Below are 18,192 nucleotides of genomic sequence, written 5' to 3' on the forward strand. Positions count from 1 at the left end.
TGAGTCCGCAGTGCGCTCGACTCCGCTGCGCTGCGTCTCGCTCACGGGCTTCGCCCTATAAAAACGTGCAACAGCAAATTTGCTTATGTGCGAGCACAACGCAAATTTGCTGTTGCGCGTTTTTGCACTGCTCATTGCCTACGTGGACATTATACCACACCCCCCGCCACTTTGTGCCTTAAAATTCTATTAACTACGAAATTCCCCTTACCCACCCTCAGAACTGCTCTCAATCCCTATTTCCTGGCTGAAAATGGTATCTCTCCTTGCAGTTCTGCCTAGACTTTTCTATATCAAAAGCCCTTAGTATTACAATACTACCTTCTAACGATTATAAACCCTGTCAAAATGAATCTCACGCAGGGCGCCTTCTTCCATCCCTACGTAGTCGCTCATGTAAAAAGAACCATCTTCCCTGACCATAAAAATTTTATCCCAGTCTTCCTCACTTGCTCTCTCACCGTCAATAAAAACCGGGATTCCTTTGGCCTGGAAACGTTTTAATCCGTTGACATATTCCTGCCTTTCCTGCTCCTCCAAATACTCATCACTATTAAACTTCTCCATAGTACAACCTAACCTCTTCCGTATTTTCTTCGGCGGCAATCCGGCTCCGGAGGATATGTCGTGACACATAATCGGCTTTCTGCCTGTTCCTCATCCGGAGTGCGGACTGCCCTCTGCTTTCAGATGCGCGCTGTCAGCAATTCCTCAAACCAGCGCATCATCTCCCGGGTCACAGTGAACGCATCTACTGAAAGTGGGATTCTCACAATGGGAAGTTTCAGCCTCCGCACAATTTCTATTCTGGTCTCTTCACTGCCAAATGCAGTCAGATATGTCCAGCTCCTCTTTCCGGCCTTCCCTTCCTGTCGCAAAAACTCCCAAAACGCTTCTATCTGCCACTCGCTAAGCGATGCAACCACAAGTTTCCTGTCGCACCTGAAAAATTCCGTCCTGTTTTCTACACTGATGCCGCCAAAGTCGATGATGATATGTTGATAGTTCAGATTTATGCAGGCAGTTAATACCCGTTCATCCGCCCCGGCGTAATAATCCACGTCGAGCACGGTGAAAGGACGTCCCCCCATCTGTCTGCCAAGACATTCCTGTTCCATCTTTTTAAAATCCCTCTGCCCGTTCCACTCCAGAACCGCCGTCTTGAGCCCGCAGGCTCCGCTCAGATAGTTTCCCATCATGACAGCCAGGTGAGTCACCCCTGCTCCATGGCCCAGTCCCACAATGCCGATAATCCGATTCTCCGACAAATCTTTCCGGCCGTTCTTCTTATTCCATTTCGTAGAGATGCCTCCCCCTTTCCTGTCCTGATAAAAGGTCCCGTCACCGCGTCCCAAAATCTTGTGACCAGAATTCCCGGCAGAAACGGGTCACAAAAATAAGGCACAAAGAAACAGCGCATGTTCTCTGCTCCTTCCGGCGCTTTTAAGGAAATGCCGGGCAGAGTGTGGTTGTACAGCACGACTAAATCCGGACAGCCGCTAAATGCCTTGAATGCCCTGTCCCCGTCCGCCGCGTCCCACCATTTTCCTCCATGTACCAGAATCCTCACCTGAATGTCCGTCTGACGCGCCATCTCTTCCCAGTCTGTCCCGTAGTCACGGACAACCACCCGGTAAGGATGTTCTTTCAGTCTGACGGCTTCCCCGTAGGCCGGCTTACACAGAATGTTCTGCATGTTGAAGATGCCATAAGAATCCGATTCCAGGCCCATGTAACGTGCTGTCTGCCACACGGCGCCGGAGCGGTTATGCTCTTCATATAAATTGGGATATCCCTGATGTCTTAGATAACCTGATAAGCTGATACTCAGATGGGTTGTTCCTACCCCGGATTTGCTCCCTGCGAGAGCAATAACAAGAGATGATATATTATTTTTACTGAAAACACCGATTCCGGACATGTGGATTTTCTTCCGATTGTCTACATGCCCTGTCAATGCCAGAAGCGCCAGTTTTATTTCCCCGGCCGACTGATACCGCTCTTCTTTCTTTTCTCTCAGACAGGTACGGATAATCCGGGCAAGCTCCCGCTCACAGAAATCTCCGTTCTGCGCAACATCCCCGTCCTGGTAAACGCCGGTCCGCATAAAATACAGAATACAGCCAATGGCGTAGACATCCGTGCGGATATCCAGTTCCTGTTCTCCGTTCATCTGTTCCGGAGCACAGCAGCCTGGCGTTCCATATCGTTTTGTGTCCTCATTGGCGTCCAAAAGCCGTGCGGAATGGTCAAAATCAATCAGTTTTACCACTTCATGACATAACAAAAGATTTTTCGGTTGTAAATCCAAATATAAAATTGGGTCTTGTCCTGCGGAATGTGAATGCAGGTATTGGACCAGGTCACAGATTTGAATTCCATAACGGATAACTGTGTCCTGATTCAGATGACGCTGGTGTCTCACCACGTCATAGAGAGAGTTTCCTTCCAGATACTCTTCAATCAGATAACAATAAGAATTATCTTCTTCCAGGTCGTACACAATAGGGATGCCGGGATGACGAAGTTCTTTCAGCAGCAGCGCCTCCCGCCGGAACCTGTCGTAATCCTCCAGTTCCTTCGGTACCCGCTTGATGGCCCGCCTCTCCTCCAAACCAAGATGCGTCGCCAGCCAGACTGTGCCGCTTCGTCCCTGCCCTATCACAGGACCTAATTGATATTTTCCAAACAGAATGGTGTTTTCGATTCCCACACCTCCTTTTTTCAATATCATCTCTTGCCCCTATCTTAATATAAAAAATCCCGCTTTGCAACGACTTTCTTCGATTTTTTTCATCTTTTCAAGATATGATTGCCAATAGGAAAATAAGCTAAATCAATGGTGTAATTTCTACTATCATCCCCCGCTCTCCGCCCTCACTCCCCCCTTCTTGTCCATAATTCCATAAATTTTTCATAAATTTTGTGCTTAGTAATTGCTATTTGGTCATAAAATATAGTATAGTTATATTGAAGAATTATATCCATTCTTACTTTATGATAGAAAAGGAAGTGATGCTATGAAGATAGAACGTATCAATGACAACCAGATTCGCTGTACTCTCACAAGTTTTGATTTAAGTGTACGCAACTTAAATCTGGGCGAGCTGGCTTACGGAAGTGAGAAGGCCCGCAGTCTTTTTCGCGAGATGATTCAGAAAGCATCCAACGAAGTGGGATTTGAAGCCGAGGATATTCCTCTCATGGTAGAAGCCATTCCGTTATCCAATGAGAGCGTGATGCTGGTGATTACCAAGATAGAAGACCCAGAGGAACTGGATACCAGATTTGCAAGATTTTCACCGATGTCAGAGGAGGACTCCGATTCCCTCTCCGACCTGGCCAGCGAACTGCTGGAAGGGGCGGACGGACTTTTGAACCTTCTAAGCGGCAATACCCTGTCCGTATCGGAGGATTTGGAATCTCCGGACAAGAAGACGGAAGCATCGCGGACATCCTCCATCCGTGTCTATACCTTTGAGAGTCTGGACCGCATTTCAGAGGCCGCCAGAGCGGTTGGAGGTCTCTATCAGGGACAGAATACCTTATATAAAAAGCCGGGAACCTTCCGCTATTTTCTGGTATTGACAGACGACGGTTCCGATTCCCTTGATTTCAGCCGGGTATGCAATATCCTGGCGGAATACGGTACGAAGATACATCACGAGTACTCCAGTGAATCCTACTACCAGGAGCATTATGAGGTGGTTGCCAGAAATCGTGCACTTCAGATTATGGCCGGCATCTAAACATAGCATAAAATTAAAAGAGGCCGCCTGCGCAATATGCGCAGACGGCTTTCCCATCACAGACTATCTGTCCGCAAGAATCTCATTCATTTTGGATACCAAGTCATCACAGTCGATTCCGTGAACGAAGCATGCCTCCTCCAGAGACTCACCCTGAGCGGAAGGACATCCGAGACAGTGCATGCCGGCAGCCATCAACATCTGAGGAATCAAATCGTCCATACCAATCATCTGGCCGATTAACATATCTTTACTTATCTGCATCGCTTTATAACCTCCTTTTCAATATATTAGTACTATAATACTTTTCTCTTTTTTTGGCAAGGCAGGAAATCAATACATAGCAATTTCATGGCCCCATATTGTTAAAACTTTATCAATAAGCCTCTTGACTTGTATACAGTATTCATATATAATACATTCATACAAACTTCCTAGGATATGAATTTGCAATTCCAACTCTTCCACTTATAATTGTTTATTATTACTTATAATAATTGGAAAAGTTGTAATCCTATGATTATAGTATTATAGTAATAAAGAGTCATTTTTTGTCACATGATGTTTCAACCAACATTTTCAGGAGGTACTACATGTTAAAGAAAGAATGGGCTGGATTTACCCCCGGCGTCTGGGAAAGAGAGATTAACGTTCGGGATTTTATCCAGAAAAATTATACCCCATACGATGGTGATGACGCATTTTTAGCAGGACCGACTCAGAACACCAAGGATTTATGGGACCAGGTTATGGATTTATCAAGACAGGAGAGAGAAGCCGGCGGCGTCCTGGATATGGACACGAAGATTATCTCCACCATCACATCCCACGGACCTGGATATTTAGATAAAGAAAAAGAGACCATCGTCGGTTTTCAGACGGACAAGCCGTTCAAGCGTTCTCTTCAGCCATATGGCGGTATCCGCATGGCGGAGAAAGCCTGCTCGGACAACGGCTACACCGTGGACCCGGAAATCAGTGAATTCTTCACCGTACACAGAAAGACCCACAACGCAGGCGTTTTCGACGCTTACACACCGGAGATGCGGGCCTGCCGTTCCAGTCACATTATCACCGGACTTCCGGATGCTTACGGCCGTGGACGTATCATCGGCGACTACCGCAGAATTGCTCTGTACGGGATTGACCGGCTGATTGAGGATAAGGAGGAGCAGAAGGCGACGACACGTACCATCATGTACTCCGACGTTATCCGCGACAGGGAGGAGCTGTCCGAGCAGATTCGCGCGCTGAAGGATTTGAAGAAGCTGGGCGAAATCTATGGCTACGACATTTCCAGACCGGCCAATGACGTGAGAGAGGCCATCCAGTGGACCTACTTCGGTTATCTGGCGGCTGTGAAGGAGCAGAACGGAGCTGCCATGTCCCTGGGGCGTACTTCTACATTTATTGATATCTATGCGGAGAGAGATTTGGCCGCCGGCACTTACACCGAGGAACAGATTCAGGAGTTTGTGGACCATTTCATCATGAAGCTCCGTCTCGTGAAATTTGCGAGAACTCCGGAATACAACGAGCTGTTCTCCGGCGACCCTACCTGGGTGACCGAGTCCATCGGCGGCGTGGGAATCGACGGACGCCACATGGTGACCAAGATGTCCTACCGCTACCTGCACACGTTAAAGAACTTAGGAACCGCTCCGGAGCCGAACTTAACCGTCCTCTGGTCCACCCGTCTTCCACAGAACTTCAAACGGTTCTGCGCCAAGACCTCCATCGAGTCCTCCTCCATCCAGTATGAGAATGATGACCTGATGCGTGTGACCCACGGTGACGACTACGCCATCGCCTGCTGCGTTTCCTCCATGAGACTGGGCAAGGAGATGCAGTTCTTCGGCGCCCGCGCCAACCTGGCAAAATGCCTCCTGTACGCTATCAACGGCGGCGTGGATGAGGTGTCCAAGAAGCAGGTTGGACCGAAATACCGTCCTATCACCTCCGAGTATCTGGATTACGACGAGGTCATGGACGCTTACAAGGATATGATGAGATGGCTGGCCCGCGTGTATGTCAACGCACTGAACATCATCCATTACATGCATGACAAATACTGCTACGAGAAAGTACAGATGGCCCTTCACGACAAGAAGGTCACCCGCTGGTTTGCAACCGGTATCGCCGGTCTCTCCGTTGTGGCCGACTCCTTGTCCGCCATCAAGTACGCGAAAGTAAAAACCATCCGTGATGAAAATGGAATCGTGGTGGACTACGAAGTGGAAGGCGATTTCCCGAAATACGGCAACAACGATGACCGTGTTGACCAGATTGCAAGCGATTTGGTGCACACCTTCATGAACTGCATCAAGGGGAACCACACCTACCGCGGCGGTATTCCAACAACCTCCATCTTGACAATCACCTCCAATGTCGTTTATGGTAAAGCTACCGGCTCCACTCCTGACGGAAGAAAAGCCGGAGAGCCATTCGCACCGGGCGCCAACCCGATGCACAGGCGTGATTCCCACGGCGCTGTCGCTTCTCTTGCCTCAGTGGCCAAGCTGCCATTCAAGGATGCACAGGACGGTATCTCCAATACCTTCTCCATCATCCCCGGCGCCCTCGGCAAGGAGGACCAGATATTCGCCGGCGACCTGGAAGTGGAACTGAATCTGGATTCCGACAACTAAGATTCCGGAGAAAAGGAGCGCCCTATGGATGACAAAAAAATAGATGATATTGTTTCCATGATTGACCAGTTCATGTCCCAAAATGGGGGCCATATGAACGTCATTGTGGATGATGACGGAACCGTCAACACCAAGGAAACATTTTCAAAAACAGTAACCCAGATGAATTCGCTGGACTGCGCCGCAGGTGATTTGGCCTGCGGGGTGCCCACTCTCTTTGAGGGACTGGACGCCGCAGATGACCCGGATTCAGACGTAGATGAGTAAGGAGGATTTCTATTATGGCAAATGTAAGTGAAGCTCAAATTGATAACCTGGTATCTTTGCTGGATGGATACGCCGAGGAAGGCGGACATCATCTGAATGTCAACGTATTTTCTAAAGAAACGCTGCTGGACGCTCAGGCCCATCCTGAGAACTATCCTCAGCTGACAGTCCGGGTATCCGGATATGCGGTGAACTTTATCAAGCTGACGAAGGCACAGCAGGATGAGGTTATCTCCCGCACGTTCCACACCGATATCTAAAGAGTGACTGCTTAAGGACTGTCCCAAATGTACCGGGACAGTCCTTTTTACCCGCTTGATACACGTTTCTTACACAGCCGCTAAAGAAAGGAAGGGATTCCCCTATGTTGAAAGGTCATGTACATTCCATAGAAAGCTTCGGGACCGTGGACGGTCCCGGTATCCGCATGGTAGTCTTCTTAAAAGGCTGTCCCATGCGGTGCCTGTACTGCCACAACCCGGATACCTGGGAGATGGAGGGCGGCACCGACATGAGCGTGGAGGAGATTCTGCGTCAGTATGAAGCCTCCAGGCATTTCTATACCAATGGCGGCATTACCGTTACCGGCGGGGAGCCCCTGATGCAGATAGACTTTGTCACCGAACTGTTCCAGACCGCCTCCCACCGGGGAATTCACACCTGCCTTGACACCTCAGGCATCACCTTTAACCCGGACAGTCCTGCTTCCATGGAGAAGATGGACAAGCTGATGACCGTCACGGACCTGGTCATGCTGGATATCAAGCACATCAACCTGGAGGAGCACCGGAAGCTGACCGGCCAGTCCAACGAGCGCATCTTACAGTTTGCCCGCTATCTGGATGAGAAGCTGATTCCCGTCTGGATCCGCCACGTGGTGGTGCCGGGCATCACGGACAACCGGGATTACCTCTATCAGCTGGGAACCTTCATCGGCGGTCTTCACAACGTCAAAGCCCTGGATGTTCTGCCCTATCACGATATGGGAAAAATGAAATACGAAAACCTGGGGATCGACTACCCGCTGAACGACACACCGCCTCTCACCAAAGAGGAGGGAATCGAAGCACGAAAAGTCATATTAAGTGGTATCAGGGACAAGCGGTTAGGCAAAGCTAACTGACATTGCTCTGAATTTTAAACAATTGTCCTACATTTTCCACTTGAATATTTAAAGAAGATAGTATAAAATGATAGCAAATGTATAGAATATAAGGAGGTATTTATCATGGCATATGTAATTTCTGACGCTTGTGTATCCTGTGGTACTTGCGAAGGCGAGTGTCCAGTTAACGCTATTTCTGAGGGAGAAGGCCAGTACGTTATCGACGCTGATACCTGCATTTCCTGCGGAACCTGTGCAGGCGCATGCCCAACAGGCGCAATCTCTGAGGAATAATTCATTCAGTAACTACATAAATGCCTCTTCCTCAGTGGGAGAGGCATTTATTTTTTCAGGATTGCAATCATGTGTATTGGAGGCACTGCATTATGAAGAAACCACTTATCGGTCTTACTCCGTCCCACAACACGGAGAATCAGGACATCAGCATGCGGCCTACCTACTTGAAGGCCTTAAAAGCCGCAGGAGCCATTCCGGTGGTTCTGCCGCTGGAGATACCAAGAGAAGATTTGGCGCAGCTTGTGGGCGTTTTGGATGGCTTTCTCTTTGTGGGCGGACCGGACGTACACCCCTTCCTGTTTGGGGAGGAAACCATTGACGGGTGCGGCAGCGTATCTCTCCAGAGAGATACCATGGAGCTGAACCTGCTCTCACTTGCCATCAGCGTCAGGAAACCAATCCTTGGAATCTGCCGGGGTATCCAGCTCATCAACATCGGTCTGGGCGGCACCATCTATCAGGATATCAAAAGCCAGTATCAGGTCGCTGCGCCTATCGCCCACGACCAGCCTTTTTATTATGACATCCCCTGCCACACCGTGAACGTGACGGTAGGAACCATGCTTTCCCGGATCACCGGACTTTTGGAGGGCGGCTCCATTCAGGTCAACAGTATGCACCACCAGTCGGTCAGAAATCTCGCCCCGGGCCTGGTCGCCTGTGGACACTCCCCGGATGGTCTCATAGAAGCCGTGGAGAAACCCGACTACCCCTTCCTGATGGCAGTCCAGTGGCACCCGGAGTACCTTTGGGAGAAGGACAACGCCGCGGCGCAGATATTCCGCACATTTGTGGATGCCTGCAAAACTATTTAGCCTGAAAACGAATACATACGTCTGTCAGACGAGCGAAAAAGAGACTGCCGCTTCCCGCGACAGCCTCTTTCCTTTTAAAGATTACCACCATTTAATCAAATCCGTAACCTGGTTTCTCAAGTTTACAAACGCCTCGGATGCGATATCCCTGGGCCTTGGCAAATCATTCATGATTTCTTTTTTAATCTTCGTGGGCTTGTTGGTGAGCACCAGTATCCGCTCTCCCAAGTACACCGCCTCCTCAATATTGTGGGTGATGAAAATCACCGTGGTCCCATTGCGTTTCCACAAATTTAACAGTTCATCCTCCAGCTTGAACCGCAGCTCGATATCCAGCTGCCCGTAAGGCTCGTCCATCAAAAGCAGCTCCGGCTCCGTGGCGAAGGCCCTGGCAATCACCACTCTCTGAAGCATGCTGGCCGAAAGCTGGTCCGGATAATAATTGCGGTACTTCGTCAATCCCACGATATCCAGATACTCATTCACTTTCTTATCGGTAATGTCCTTGTCCGTATGCTTAATCTCAAGCCCGAACCTGACATTTTCCTCCACCGTCAGCCACGGCATAGTGGAGTACTCCTGAAATATATAGGCAACACTGTGTTTGTTCAAGTCCACCGGCTCGTTGTTAATCAGAATCTCCCCCGCCGTCGGCTTGTACAGCTTTGTGAGACTGTTTAAAAATGTGGTCTTGCCACAGCCGGTAGGCCCCACAATACACAGGAACTCTCCCTTTTTTACATCAAAGGATATATCGTCCAACACCAGAAGGTCGTCAAATTTTTTGGTCAGATTCATAACCTTTACTTTTGTCTCTCTGTTTTCTCCCATGACATCCTCCTTATAGCGATTTATCCATATTTTCCGTAATCTCCTGGCGCAGGCGGAGGAATTCGGCATCCACATAGCTTCTGGGATGGGGCAAATCAATCACATACTCTTTCTTGATGACAGAAGGACAATTCGTCATCAGGATAATGCGGTCCGCCAAAAACAGCGCCTCCTCAATATTGTTGGTGACAAACACCACCGTCCGCTTTTCTTTCTGCCAGATTCTCTGCAGTTCATCCTCCATCATGTATCTCGTCTGCGCGTCCAGATGGCCAAATGGCTCATCCATCAGCAGGATATCCGGGTTGTTGCTGTACGCTCTGGCAATCCCCACTCTCTGGCGCATCCCGCCGGATAACTGGGATGGAAAGCTCTTCTCAAACCCTTTTAACCCCACCAGCTCAATATAGTGGTCCGCCGTCTTCTTTCTCTCTTCCCTGCTCTTCCCACAAACCTTCGGGCCAAACTCCACATTTCCCATCACGGTCAGCCATGGAAACAGCGCCGTCTTCTGGTAGACGACTCCCCGCTCCGGCGATGGCGCCGTCACCGTCTTGTCATGGTCAATAACTTCCCCTGTGGTCGGCATTTCCAGCCCAGCCAGGATGTTGAGCAGTGTCGTCTTTCCGCACTGTCCCGGCCCAAACAGTACCAGGAATTCATTTTTATGTACCTTGAAGTTGATATCTCCCAAAACCTGATGCTTCCCTGAGCCGTCAAAACTGTCATACTCTTTGGATACGTGATTGCACTGAAGCACGTCCATCACAGTCCCTGCTGCTGATTCCATATGCACAACCTCCCCTCCAGTTTTGCCATCGCTGTGGCCAGCACATATCCGACAATGCCGATTGCCAGCATGCCCACCATAATCTGAACCGTGTTACCGTTTGTCATTCCCATGACAATCAGCCAGCCTACGCCCTCATCGGAGCGCACCATCTCCGCGCCAACCACGGCCGACCAGCCGGCGGTGATGGCAATCTGAAGTCCCGCAAAGATATAGGGAACCGATGACGGCAGCACCACCCGGAAGAACACCTGACGCTCCGACGCCCCAAGCATTCTGGCTGCTCCTAAAAGCACCGGGTCCACGTTCTTCGTCCCGTCATAGGTATTTACCGTTATAAAACAGAAGCAGCCCAGGAAAATGATGAAGAATTTACTCTGGTCTCCAAGCCCAAACCACAGGATAGACATGGGAATCCAGGCCAGCGGCGGGATAGGCCGGATAAATTCAAAGATTGGTTTTATAATCGCTTCCACCGTCTTTGAGTACCCCATGGACACGCCCAGCGCAATCCCCGTCAACGTAGCTATGATAAATGCAACTCCCACCCGGTACAGACTCACGCCGATATGCACCGGCATAGTATATTTGCCAATCGGCACCGTAAAGCTGCTGATAAATTTCGTAATGATTTCCGATGCAGGCGGAAGAAACATTCCGGCTTTGGTAAAGCGGGATACCAGCTCCCATACAATCAAAAGGGACGCAAATGCCACGACTGTCATGAATGCCGCCATGTGTTTCCGCATAAAACGCTCTGCCTTACTCTCCATGTTAACGTCCCCCCTTCACATATTTGTTCTGAAGCTTTTCAAGAATTGCTGACAACAGATACCCAATCACTCCGATGGTAATCATACCAACCAGAATCACATCCGGCCGTCCAAGCATTCTGGCAACCTGAATCATGTAGCCTAACCCTCTGGTGGCCGCCAGCAGCTCCGCCGCCACAAGAGCCACCCAGGAGGACCCCAGCGCCAGCCGCAGTCCCGTAAATATCATGGGAAGGGCGGTAGGTATCGCGACTTTAAAAAGCATCTGCCGGTTGGACGCCCCGAAGGTCCTCGCCACCCACAGATGAACCTGTGTGGTCCGCTTAATCCCCGTATAGGAATTGATGGTGGCGCTGATGAAGGCCGCAAAGAAGATGATGCCCACCTTGGACCAGTAGCCGATTCCCAGCCACAGAATCATCAGCGGAATCCAGGCCAGCGCCGGGATAGGCCGTATCACGTCAAACAACGGTTTCGCAAACATTTCAAACTTTCTGTTCCATGCCATGGCAATCCCTAAGGGGACACCAATCACCACACCCACGATGTAGCCTCCAAGAGCTATCTTCATACTGGCCGCTATATGCTGGAGAAGGGTCGCTCCATCCGGATTGACCCCTCCTGTCAGTTTGTAGATAAATGTGTGAAACACCTTGGCCGGACTTGGAAGCATCATGGGAGATATCAGATGCAAAATATCTGTTGCCATTTCCCAGATAAACAGTACTGCCACAACAGAGCATACGGATATCAGGCGATATTTATACTTTGCAATTATCTCTTTCATCTGCCTGTCCTCCCCGGTTAATTTCCGCTTTTCACAAAATCAGATACAATGTTGCTGTTGAATTTGTCAATCAACTCCGGTTCCAGCTGTCCAAGGCTGATGTAGAACTCACCCAGTTCTCTTGCAAAATTGCCCACTTCACGGTCCTTCCAGTCCTCCGCCGTGATAAAGCGCACTCTGCCCAAATCACTGACACAGCTCTCTCTGCTGGCCTCCGCGCCGGCATCCTTTAAAAAGTCCACCATAAGGTCGGCCGCCATATCCGGGTCATCATTGAGGGCCTTGCATGCTTCCTTCACACAGTCGATGTACTTCTGCACCAGCTCCTGCTTGCCTTCCACTGCCTTCCTGTTCGCCACTACCATGTCCACATATCTGGTGCCCAAATCAGCCAGGTTGCCTACCTGTACCATACCGTCATCCACCGCCTCAAAAAACGTTGGAACATTCAATGCAACCGCGTCACACTGGTTGGCCTGAAGCGCCTGATAGGCCTGGGCCGTATCCATATTTACAATGTTGACGTCCGTAATGCCAAGTCCCAGCTTCTCCAGCCATTTTAACGTGGTAAAATGCTGTGCCGTTCCGATAGGCAGAAGAATCGTCGCGCCTTTTACGGTCTCCGGGTCGCCCAGCACATTGGGATAGGACGGATTATAGCCCTTTGCCTGGGCAATAGGAGAATCTGGTTTTACAAAAACGCCAAGTCCGTCCGTGGACTCCAGAACCTCGCCGATAATCATCATATCGTAGTTTGCCACGCCAGTCACGGCCGCCGCTCCCATGGCTCCTACATCCCACAAATCGGCTGCCAGTGCTTCATTCATAGGCGCCCCCGTGGCAAACATGATGGTGTCCATCTTGAAGCCCGCCTTCTCATCCAGCTTGTTTTTCCTGATATATTCCGTAGGAAGACTTGTGATAAATGGCATCATGGCGACTCTCAGTGTTGGCAAATCTGCTGTGCCGGCATCTCCTCCTGCCGCCTCCGTTTTGGCGTCCTGTCCCTGTCCGGCGGTGCTCTGTGATGACGTTCCTGATGCCCCGCAGCCGGTTAACGCAAGCGCCAGACCGACTGCCGCCACTCTTTTTAATGCCTTCATTCCCTTTTTCATGTTGACTCCTCCTCTTCTCATTGCCTCTTCTCATTGTCATGTTCCAGGAAAACACAAAAACGTTTGACTTGCCGCAACCAACTCCGAACTTCCCGTGTTTTCCTTTTATGAGTTGATTATAAAGCAGCAAAGGAATCAATATTTTTCTGATATTTTACTTTTCTTTTGCTTTTTACAACAATTTAACATCTATTTGATTTCTGGCTTTCACTTATCTGACATTTGTTTTTATATTTTGACATCCCCGTCCTGAAAGCCGTACCGGATCAGCAGCTCCTCCGGACATTCGTTCTCTATCATCCGGGACTTCATCAGCACTTCCATCCGCATTCTGGCCTTCTCATCCTGACATGGCCGTTCCTGGCATGGGTCCTGCTCTAAGTCAAACAGCATGGTCTCATACTCCGCCTGGGCTGGCAACTGTCTGCAGGGAATCTTCATAAGCGGCAGCCCTTTTGTGAAAGAAAATCCCTCTGCCAGCGTCATTTCCCCCAATTCCTCCGGCGGGATAAATGCCCGGCGGCCGCCGTGGCGGGTGGGCATCAGCGTATACTGATAAATCTCCTGCTCCCGGCAGACCGGACTCTTCATATAGACATAGCGCCCGTCCGTACAGTTCATCTGTCCGCCAAAAATGCCAAAAAGAGCCGCTTCCCTGACCGGCTTATCCTCCTTTATGACTCCCTGAAGCGGAATTCCCTCCATATGCTCCGGCCGTTCGATATCAAACTGCTTCAATATGGTGGCGGGCAGATCGATGGTCTGCACCAGACTCTTCACATGTTTTCCCCTCTCCTGGCTCACCGGGTCCCAGATAAACAGCGGGATTCTCGCCACCTCATTGTAGAAGGGGCAGTGGCATTTGGCCCACTGTCCATGCTCCGAGAGCAGAAAGCCGTGGTCCGTGTTGACTATCAGCATGGTGTCCTTCCACATATCATACCTGTCCATCAAATCCAGAATCTCACCCAGCTTTTCGTCGCACATGGCCAGCAGAGCCGCATATTCGCAGCGCAGATGGCGGATGATTTCCGGGGTATCCTTATCGTCCACCTTTCGGTAATCCGGCCAGTCATAGATTGCCCCCTCGTAGTGGTGGGGCATTAGCTTCTGAAACCGTTCCTGGGAAAAAAACGGCTCATGGGGGTCAAAGGTCTCTATCTGGAGAAACCACTGGTCCGCTTCATGATTCGTCTCGATAAATTCCTTTCCCGCGTCAAAGGTCTGGCTCTGGGGCTGTAAACGTTCCTCCCCCATATACGTCCGGTTTATCAAATCCTGGGGCACCCAGTTGTGTTCCCAGCTGTCGTCCACGCCATCACAGCGGTTTTCATAGGCGGGAAGCTGCTCTCTGTAATTCACAACGCCCTTCCACGCATCCCCCTCCTGTCCCCGGAATCCCTCCCAGGTTCTGTATCTGGTATGATAGGTCGCCCCACCATCCTCAAAGTAGTGATAGTGGTCGGTGGCCAGATGGGAGTGGATGCCGTGATGATTCAGGATTTCCGGCATGGAATCATCGAAGGGCTCCAGCGGCCCCCAGCTTCTGTGCATAAAATTATAACGGCCGGTGTGCAGCTCCCGCCTGGCCGGCATGCAGGGCAGACTCCCCGCATAACAGTTGTCAAACGTCACCGACCGCTCTGCCAGTCTGTTAAAATTCGGAGTTGCCGCCAGCCCTCCCCCGTAAGGCTCCAGCATGTTCCGATTCAATGAATCATACATTACCATAATGACTCTCATATTTTATTCCCCTCTCCGATATTCATAGGGATTAATCCCATAACGCTTTTTAAATGTAGTTGAAAAATAGCTTACGTTGGGATAGCCCACCTGCTCCGCGATTTTCTGCACCCGCTCCGAGGTGTGTGACAGCAGGTATGCCGCCTTTTTCAGTCTTGTCTCCGAGAGAAACGCGCTGTAAGTACATCCCACCTCCTCCTTGAAGATGCGGGACAGATACTCGCTGTTTAAGTGGACCTCCTGGGACACCTGCTCCAGACTGATGGCCTCGCTGTAATGCTTTCTGACGTAATCCATGGCGGCTGCGACTCCTTTGGACAGCTTGCTCTCATCCACATTCTGATAGGACAGAATATTTCTGGCAAAATCCAGTATCTTCTCCTTGACCTCCTGAAAACAGGTGGATTGAAGCGCCTCTGTCTTTAAGTCCGCCATCATCCGGTACATCAGCTCGGCATCCTCGTGTCCAAACCGCACATGAGCCATCTCCATGGCATCGCAGCAAAAAGCAAGCAGTTCCGGCACCAGTATGGATTCCTCCTCCTCAGACTTATCCATCACTTCTTCCAGCTTCTGATAAAAGGCGTGTCCGTCCAGCTCATAGAGTTCCCGGCGCTGCCTTCTGTAATATTCTCTCCACTGCTCATAAGTCTCCTGAATCTCTCCCCCGCGCACCGGAGTTCCCCATGCTTTCACTTTTCCGGAGTAGTAGCCGCAGTTTAATCCGCAGACCGCCTCCTCCACCACGGTTGTCACGTGGGAAAGATTGTCGGTTATGGTGCTCACTCCCACCATACATCGATTTTTCGCCCCAATCGATGCCACATAGTCGTGAAGAAGCTGAATCTTCTTCAGTTCCGACAGATTCCGCACCAGATTTCCGGCCATGACGTAGGTCCGGCTGTCATACTCAAATCCCATCATATGGTGAATCATCGAATTTTCCGGAAGCGTAAATCCCTGCAAAAGCTCCTGCTTCCACACCGCCACCGCAAACAGGCCGTCGTCCCGCCATCTGATATGACAGTCCCTCAGCTTTCGGATATCCTCCTCCTTCAACGTCCGGTTTCCCTTTAAGATATCGCTGATGATGGAATGCTGCTGCCCCGTACTCTCCACCTCCACACTGCTGTGGCTTCCGTTTTCCGATATCCGCTGTTCCAGGCGTTTTAGCACCTCCCGGAATGTCTGATTGTTCATTTCCGTTTTTATGAGATAATCATCTCCCCCCAGACGGATGGCCTCTCTGGCAAGGTCAAACTCCGCAAAGGCAGTCAGCATAACCACGACCGTCTTAGGCGCCAGCTCCTTAATCTTCTTTAACAGCTCCAGCCCCCCCATAACCGGCATCTTAATATCGGTGAAAACCACATCCACGTCCGTCTGTTTGAACAGCGCCAGCGCCTGCTCCCCATTGTGGGCACAGCCGGCCAGCTCACATCCCGGATTGTTCTGGATACAGTATTCAAGCCATTCACATATCATTCTCTCATCATCCACAACCAGTATTTTCATTCTTTCATCCCCTGTCTGCACGCTCTATGGCCGGAAGCCTCATGGTAACAGTGGTTCCGATTCCCACTTCGCTCTCAACCGTCAATCCGTATTCGTCTCCAAAGTTAATCTTAATCCGGTTGCTCACATTGCTGATTCCAATGGAGCGGCCACTCTGGTATTTTCTGTCATCAAAGCTCTTTCGAAGCTGCTCCAATTCCTCCTCATCCATGCCGATTCCGTCATCCGACACCGTGATGAACAACATATCGTCCGATACCGATGATTCCACAATAATCAGCCCCGGGTCCTCCTTCGCCTCCAGCCCGTGGAAAATCGCGTTCTCCACTATGGGCTGAATCATCAGCGCCGGCACCAGACAGGTTTCCGTCTCCCGTCCCATATCGCACTCGAAATGTATTTTCTCCCCATACCGAATCTGCTGCAAGACCAGATATTTCTCCGTACTCTCAAATTCTTCTTTTAATGGGATGAGCTCCGTGTCCACCGACAGTGTCTTTTTCAGCAAGTCGATAAGCGCCGCCATCATATGGACCGCCTGGTCATTCTTTCCAAGCTCCGTCATACACTGAATCGAGAAAAGAGTGTTGTACAGAAAGTGCGGATTAATCTGCGCCCGCAGAAAATCCATTTCCGACTTTCGTTTTAGAATCTCCTTCTTCTGAATACTCTCCATCAGATTGCGGATTTCTCCCGCCATATCATTGAAGCTGTCCTTCAACTGGATGACTTCCTCATAACCGCCAATGTCGCTAATCACGTCAAAATCTCCCTGGCGGACCTGGTTCATGGAGCTGCACAGCTTTAACACCGGCTTGGCCAGCCGCTCGGCCACATAGTAGGATACTCCGGCTCCGGCAATCAGGCAGGCCAAAAGAATCGCCATCAGGATGAGCAGAAACCGGTTCATAGGTTTCATAATCAACGCCCCCGGCATTTCCTCCACGATGGTCCAGCCGGTCTGTGGGTCATAACAATTGGATAGCAGATATTCTTTCCCCAGTTTTTTGATCATATGGGTCTGATTCTCCCCATAAAGCGTCCGGAAATTGTCTACCCCGATATAATTTTTGCCCAGCAGGGATTTCTCCTTGCTGGAGACGATATTTCCCTTGCTGTCAAAAATGTAGATGTTGCTGTTCTGTCCCGGCAGTTCGTACAGCTCATATAAATACTTTTCATCCACATTTACAAGGATTGTGCCGAGTTCTTTTCCGTTCTGGTCCGTAATTCTACTGAACGCGCTGAATACATACCGCTCCTTCTGGCTGGCCCGGTCAAATTTCTCCCGGAAGCTGCTGATAAAGACGATATCTCCCTGGGCATCATAGCTTTTCCGAAACCACAGCTGATTCTTGAGACCTTCGAAATCGTAGGATTCCTCCCCGTTTGAGGAGTAGCGGAATCCATCGTTTCCGATAATCACCACATCGTATGAAAGCCCCACGTCGTGAAACACCTTATCGTATATGTCCTTCAGTCCGTCCAGATACTGCTGGGACTCCTCCCCGGCCGCCTCCCCCGTCAGGCAGTCATATACCATCTGGTTGTAGCGGTACAGGTTGGAAATCGTAATGGTGCTGTTCTTTATGGAGTTTGACCGCTCCGATATCTGTTTCAGCACATCGAGGCGGCTTTCTCCGATCTGGCTGACCATCATTTTTCTGACCCCAAAAAACATGACGGAGAATATCAGAACCGATATCACCGCAAAGGTCACCGCGTAGCCCAGGTACAACTGCACTTTCAATTTTCCA

The 18,192-nt window shown here is 50.2% G+C and carries 19 protein-coding genes; 7 read left to right on the forward strand and 12 right to left on the reverse strand.

Annotation, left to right across the window (positions count from 1 at the left end; genetic code table 11):
- Window positions 1-324: 324 nt before the first annotated feature.
- The 3 genes from HMPREF9473_RS23470 to HMPREF9473_RS23480 all read right to left on the reverse strand — a co-directional run bounded on the left by HMPREF9473_RS23470 (window position 325) and on the right by HMPREF9473_RS23480 (window position 2,734).
- On the reverse strand, window positions 325-567 hold the full coding sequence (locus HMPREF9473_RS23470; protein ID WP_006782722.1) for a hypothetical protein: 243 nt from the start codon (window positions 565-567) through the stop codon (window positions 325-327).
- A gap of 119 nt (window positions 568-686) precedes the next feature.
- Entirely contained in the window at window positions 687-1,268 is a 582-nt protein-coding gene (locus HMPREF9473_RS23475) for a hypothetical protein (RefSeq protein ID WP_006782723.1), read from the reverse strand.
- Window positions 1,214-2,734: a serine/threonine protein kinase gene (locus tag HMPREF9473_RS23480; RefSeq protein ID WP_006782724.1), complete on the reverse strand. Its 1,521-nt coding sequence runs from the start codon at window positions 2,732-2,734 to the stop codon at window positions 1,214-1,216. Before HMPREF9473_RS23480 ends, HMPREF9473_RS23475 begins: the two co-directional genes overlap by 55 nt.
- A gap of 286 nt (window positions 2,735-3,020) precedes the next feature.
- Between HMPREF9473_RS23480 and HMPREF9473_RS23485 the strand changes: the two genes are divergently transcribed.
- Window positions 3,021-3,749, forward strand: a complete 729-nt coding sequence (locus HMPREF9473_RS23485; protein ID WP_006782725.1) for an adaptor protein MecA — start codon at window positions 3,021-3,023, stop codon at window positions 3,747-3,749.
- Between the two features lie 63 nt (window positions 3,750-3,812).
- On the opposite strand, the gene HMPREF9473_RS23490 is transcribed toward HMPREF9473_RS23485, so the two are convergent.
- Window positions 3,813-4,013, reverse strand: coding sequence for a DUF1858 domain-containing protein (locus tag HMPREF9473_RS23490; protein ID WP_006782726.1), 201 nt, complete (start codon window positions 4,011-4,013; stop codon window positions 3,813-3,815).
- Between the two features lie 329 nt (window positions 4,014-4,342).
- On the opposite strand from HMPREF9473_RS23490, the gene pflB reads away from it, so the two are divergent.
- The 6 genes from pflB (at window position 4,343) to HMPREF9473_RS23515 (ending at window position 8,881) form a co-directional block, all read left to right on the forward strand.
- Window positions 4,343-6,397 carry a formate C-acetyltransferase gene (gene pflB / locus HMPREF9473_RS23495; RefSeq protein WP_006782727.1) on the forward strand — a complete coding sequence of 685 codons (2,055 nt, stop codon included), beginning with the start codon at window positions 4,343-4,345 and terminating at the stop codon, window positions 6,395-6,397.
- Between the two features lie 24 nt (window positions 6,398-6,421).
- Window positions 6,422-6,664 carry a hypothetical protein gene (locus tag HMPREF9473_RS23500; protein WP_006782728.1) on the forward strand — a complete coding sequence of 81 codons (243 nt, stop codon included), beginning with the start codon at window positions 6,422-6,424 and terminating at the stop codon, window positions 6,662-6,664.
- Window positions 6,665-6,678: 14 nt separating this feature from the next.
- Window positions 6,679-6,924 (forward strand): autonomous glycyl radical cofactor GrcA3, encoded by a 246-nt coding sequence (grcA3, locus tag HMPREF9473_RS23505; RefSeq protein ID WP_006782729.1) that lies wholly within the window; start codon window positions 6,679-6,681, stop codon window positions 6,922-6,924.
- Between the two features lie 104 nt (window positions 6,925-7,028).
- Window positions 7,029-7,787, forward strand: a complete 759-nt coding sequence (gene pflA, locus HMPREF9473_RS23510) for a pyruvate formate-lyase-activating protein (RefSeq protein WP_006782730.1) — start codon at window positions 7,029-7,031, stop codon at window positions 7,785-7,787.
- 105 nt (window positions 7,788-7,892) lie between these two features.
- The gene (locus HMPREF9473_RS27065) at window positions 7,893-8,063 is read left to right on the forward strand and encodes a DUF362 domain-containing protein (RefSeq protein WP_006782731.1); all 171 of its coding nucleotides are present in this window, start codon (window positions 7,893-7,895) and stop codon (window positions 8,061-8,063) included.
- 92 nt (window positions 8,064-8,155) lie between these two features.
- A complete protein-coding gene (locus tag HMPREF9473_RS23515; RefSeq protein ID WP_006782732.1) occupies window positions 8,156-8,881 on the forward strand; it encodes a gamma-glutamyl-gamma-aminobutyrate hydrolase family protein in 726 nt (241 codons plus the stop codon).
- Window positions 8,882-8,962: 81 nt separating this feature from the next.
- Here the strand turns inward: HMPREF9473_RS23515 and HMPREF9473_RS23520 are convergent, their stop codons facing one another.
- The 8 genes from HMPREF9473_RS23520 to HMPREF9473_RS23555 all read right to left on the reverse strand — a co-directional run bounded on the left by HMPREF9473_RS23520 (window position 8,963) and on the right by HMPREF9473_RS23555 (window position 18,179).
- The gene (locus tag HMPREF9473_RS23520) at window positions 8,963-9,712 is read right to left on the reverse strand and encodes an ABC transporter ATP-binding protein (protein ID WP_006782733.1); all 750 of its coding nucleotides are present in this window, start codon (window positions 9,710-9,712) and stop codon (window positions 8,963-8,965) included.
- Between the two features lie 10 nt (window positions 9,713-9,722).
- A complete protein-coding gene (locus HMPREF9473_RS23525) occupies window positions 9,723-10,502 on the reverse strand; it encodes an ABC transporter ATP-binding protein (protein WP_006782734.1) in 780 nt (259 codons plus the stop codon).
- Window positions 10,478-11,275 carry an ABC transporter permease gene (locus HMPREF9473_RS23530; protein WP_006782735.1) on the reverse strand — a complete coding sequence of 266 codons (798 nt, stop codon included), beginning with the start codon at window positions 11,273-11,275 and terminating at the stop codon, window positions 10,478-10,480. The genes HMPREF9473_RS23525 and HMPREF9473_RS23530 overlap by 25 nt, the downstream gene beginning before the upstream one ends.
- A 1-nt stretch (window position 11,276) precedes the next feature.
- The gene (locus tag HMPREF9473_RS23535; protein WP_006782736.1) at window positions 11,277-12,062 is read right to left on the reverse strand and encodes an ABC transporter permease; all 786 of its coding nucleotides are present in this window, start codon (window positions 12,060-12,062) and stop codon (window positions 11,277-11,279) included.
- Between the two features lie 17 nt (window positions 12,063-12,079).
- Window positions 12,080-13,177: an ABC transporter substrate-binding protein gene (locus HMPREF9473_RS23540; protein WP_006782737.1), complete on the reverse strand. Its 1,098-nt coding sequence runs from the start codon at window positions 13,175-13,177 to the stop codon at window positions 12,080-12,082.
- 228 nt (window positions 13,178-13,405) lie between these two features.
- Window positions 13,406-14,920, reverse strand: a complete 1,515-nt coding sequence (locus HMPREF9473_RS23545; protein ID WP_006782738.1) for a sulfatase — start codon at window positions 14,918-14,920, stop codon at window positions 13,406-13,408.
- Window positions 14,921-14,923: 3 nt separating this feature from the next.
- Window positions 14,924-16,435, reverse strand: coding sequence for a response regulator transcription factor (locus tag HMPREF9473_RS23550; protein WP_006782739.1), 1,512 nt, complete (start codon window positions 16,433-16,435; stop codon window positions 14,924-14,926).
- Between the two features lie 4 nt (window positions 16,436-16,439).
- Complete coding sequence (locus HMPREF9473_RS23555; RefSeq protein WP_242830893.1) at window positions 16,440-18,179, reverse strand: sensor histidine kinase; 1,740 nt, start codon at window positions 18,177-18,179, stop codon at window positions 16,440-16,442.
- Window positions 18,180-18,192 lie beyond the last annotated feature (13 nt).

The organism is Hungatella hathewayi WAL-18680 (assembly GCF_000235505.1).
In the GTDB taxonomy this organism is placed as follows: domain Bacteria; phylum Bacillota; class Clostridia; order Lachnospirales; family Lachnospiraceae; genus Hungatella_A; species Hungatella_A hathewayi_A.

Coding starts and splice junctions, on each gene's coding strand:
- HMPREF9473_RS23470 (WP_006782722.1), bottom strand. CDS start 567: ATGGAGAAGTTTAATAGTGATGAGTATTTGGAGGAGCAGGAAAGGCAG.
- HMPREF9473_RS23480 (WP_006782724.1), bottom strand. CDS start 2,734: ATGATATTGAAAAAAGGAGGTGTGGGAATCGAAAACACCATTCTGTTT.
- HMPREF9473_RS23485 (WP_006782725.1), top strand. CDS start 3,021: ATGAAGATAGAACGTATCAATGACAACCAGATTCGCTGTACTCTCACA.
- HMPREF9473_RS23490 (WP_006782726.1), bottom strand. CDS start 4,013: ATGCAGATAAGTAAAGATATGTTAATCGGCCAGATGATTGGTATGGAC.
- pflB (WP_006782727.1), top strand. CDS start 4,343: ATGTTAAAGAAAGAATGGGCTGGATTTACCCCCGGCGTCTGGGAAAGA.
- HMPREF9473_RS23500 (WP_006782728.1), top strand. CDS start 6,422: ATGGATGACAAAAAAATAGATGATATTGTTTCCATGATTGACCAGTTC.
- grcA3 (WP_006782729.1), top strand. CDS start 6,679: ATGGCAAATGTAAGTGAAGCTCAAATTGATAACCTGGTATCTTTGCTG.
- pflA (WP_006782730.1), top strand. CDS start 7,029: ATGTTGAAAGGTCATGTACATTCCATAGAAAGCTTCGGGACCGTGGAC.
- HMPREF9473_RS27065 (WP_006782731.1), top strand. CDS start 7,893: ATGGCATATGTAATTTCTGACGCTTGTGTATCCTGTGGTACTTGCGAA.
- HMPREF9473_RS23515 (WP_006782732.1), top strand. CDS start 8,156: ATGAAGAAACCACTTATCGGTCTTACTCCGTCCCACAACACGGAGAAT.
- HMPREF9473_RS23520 (WP_006782733.1), bottom strand. CDS start 9,712: ATGGGAGAAAACAGAGAGACAAAAGTAAAGGTTATGAATCTGACCAAA.
- HMPREF9473_RS23525 (WP_006782734.1), bottom strand. CDS start 10,502: ATGGAATCAGCAGCAGGGACTGTGATGGACGTGCTTCAGTGCAATCAC.
- HMPREF9473_RS23530 (WP_006782735.1), bottom strand. CDS start 11,275: ATGGAGAGTAAGGCAGAGCGTTTTATGCGGAAACACATGGCGGCATTC.
- HMPREF9473_RS23535 (WP_006782736.1), bottom strand. CDS start 12,062: ATGAAAGAGATAATTGCAAAGTATAAATATCGCCTGATATCCGTATGC.
- HMPREF9473_RS23540 (WP_006782737.1), bottom strand. CDS start 13,177: ATGAAAAAGGGAATGAAGGCATTAAAAAGAGTGGCGGCAGTCGGTCTG.
- HMPREF9473_RS23545 (WP_006782738.1), bottom strand. CDS start 14,920: ATGAGAGTCATTATGGTAATGTATGATTCATTGAATCGGAACATGCTG.
- HMPREF9473_RS23550 (WP_006782739.1), bottom strand. CDS start 16,435: ATGAAAATACTGGTTGTGGATGATGAGAGAATGATATGTGAATGGCTT.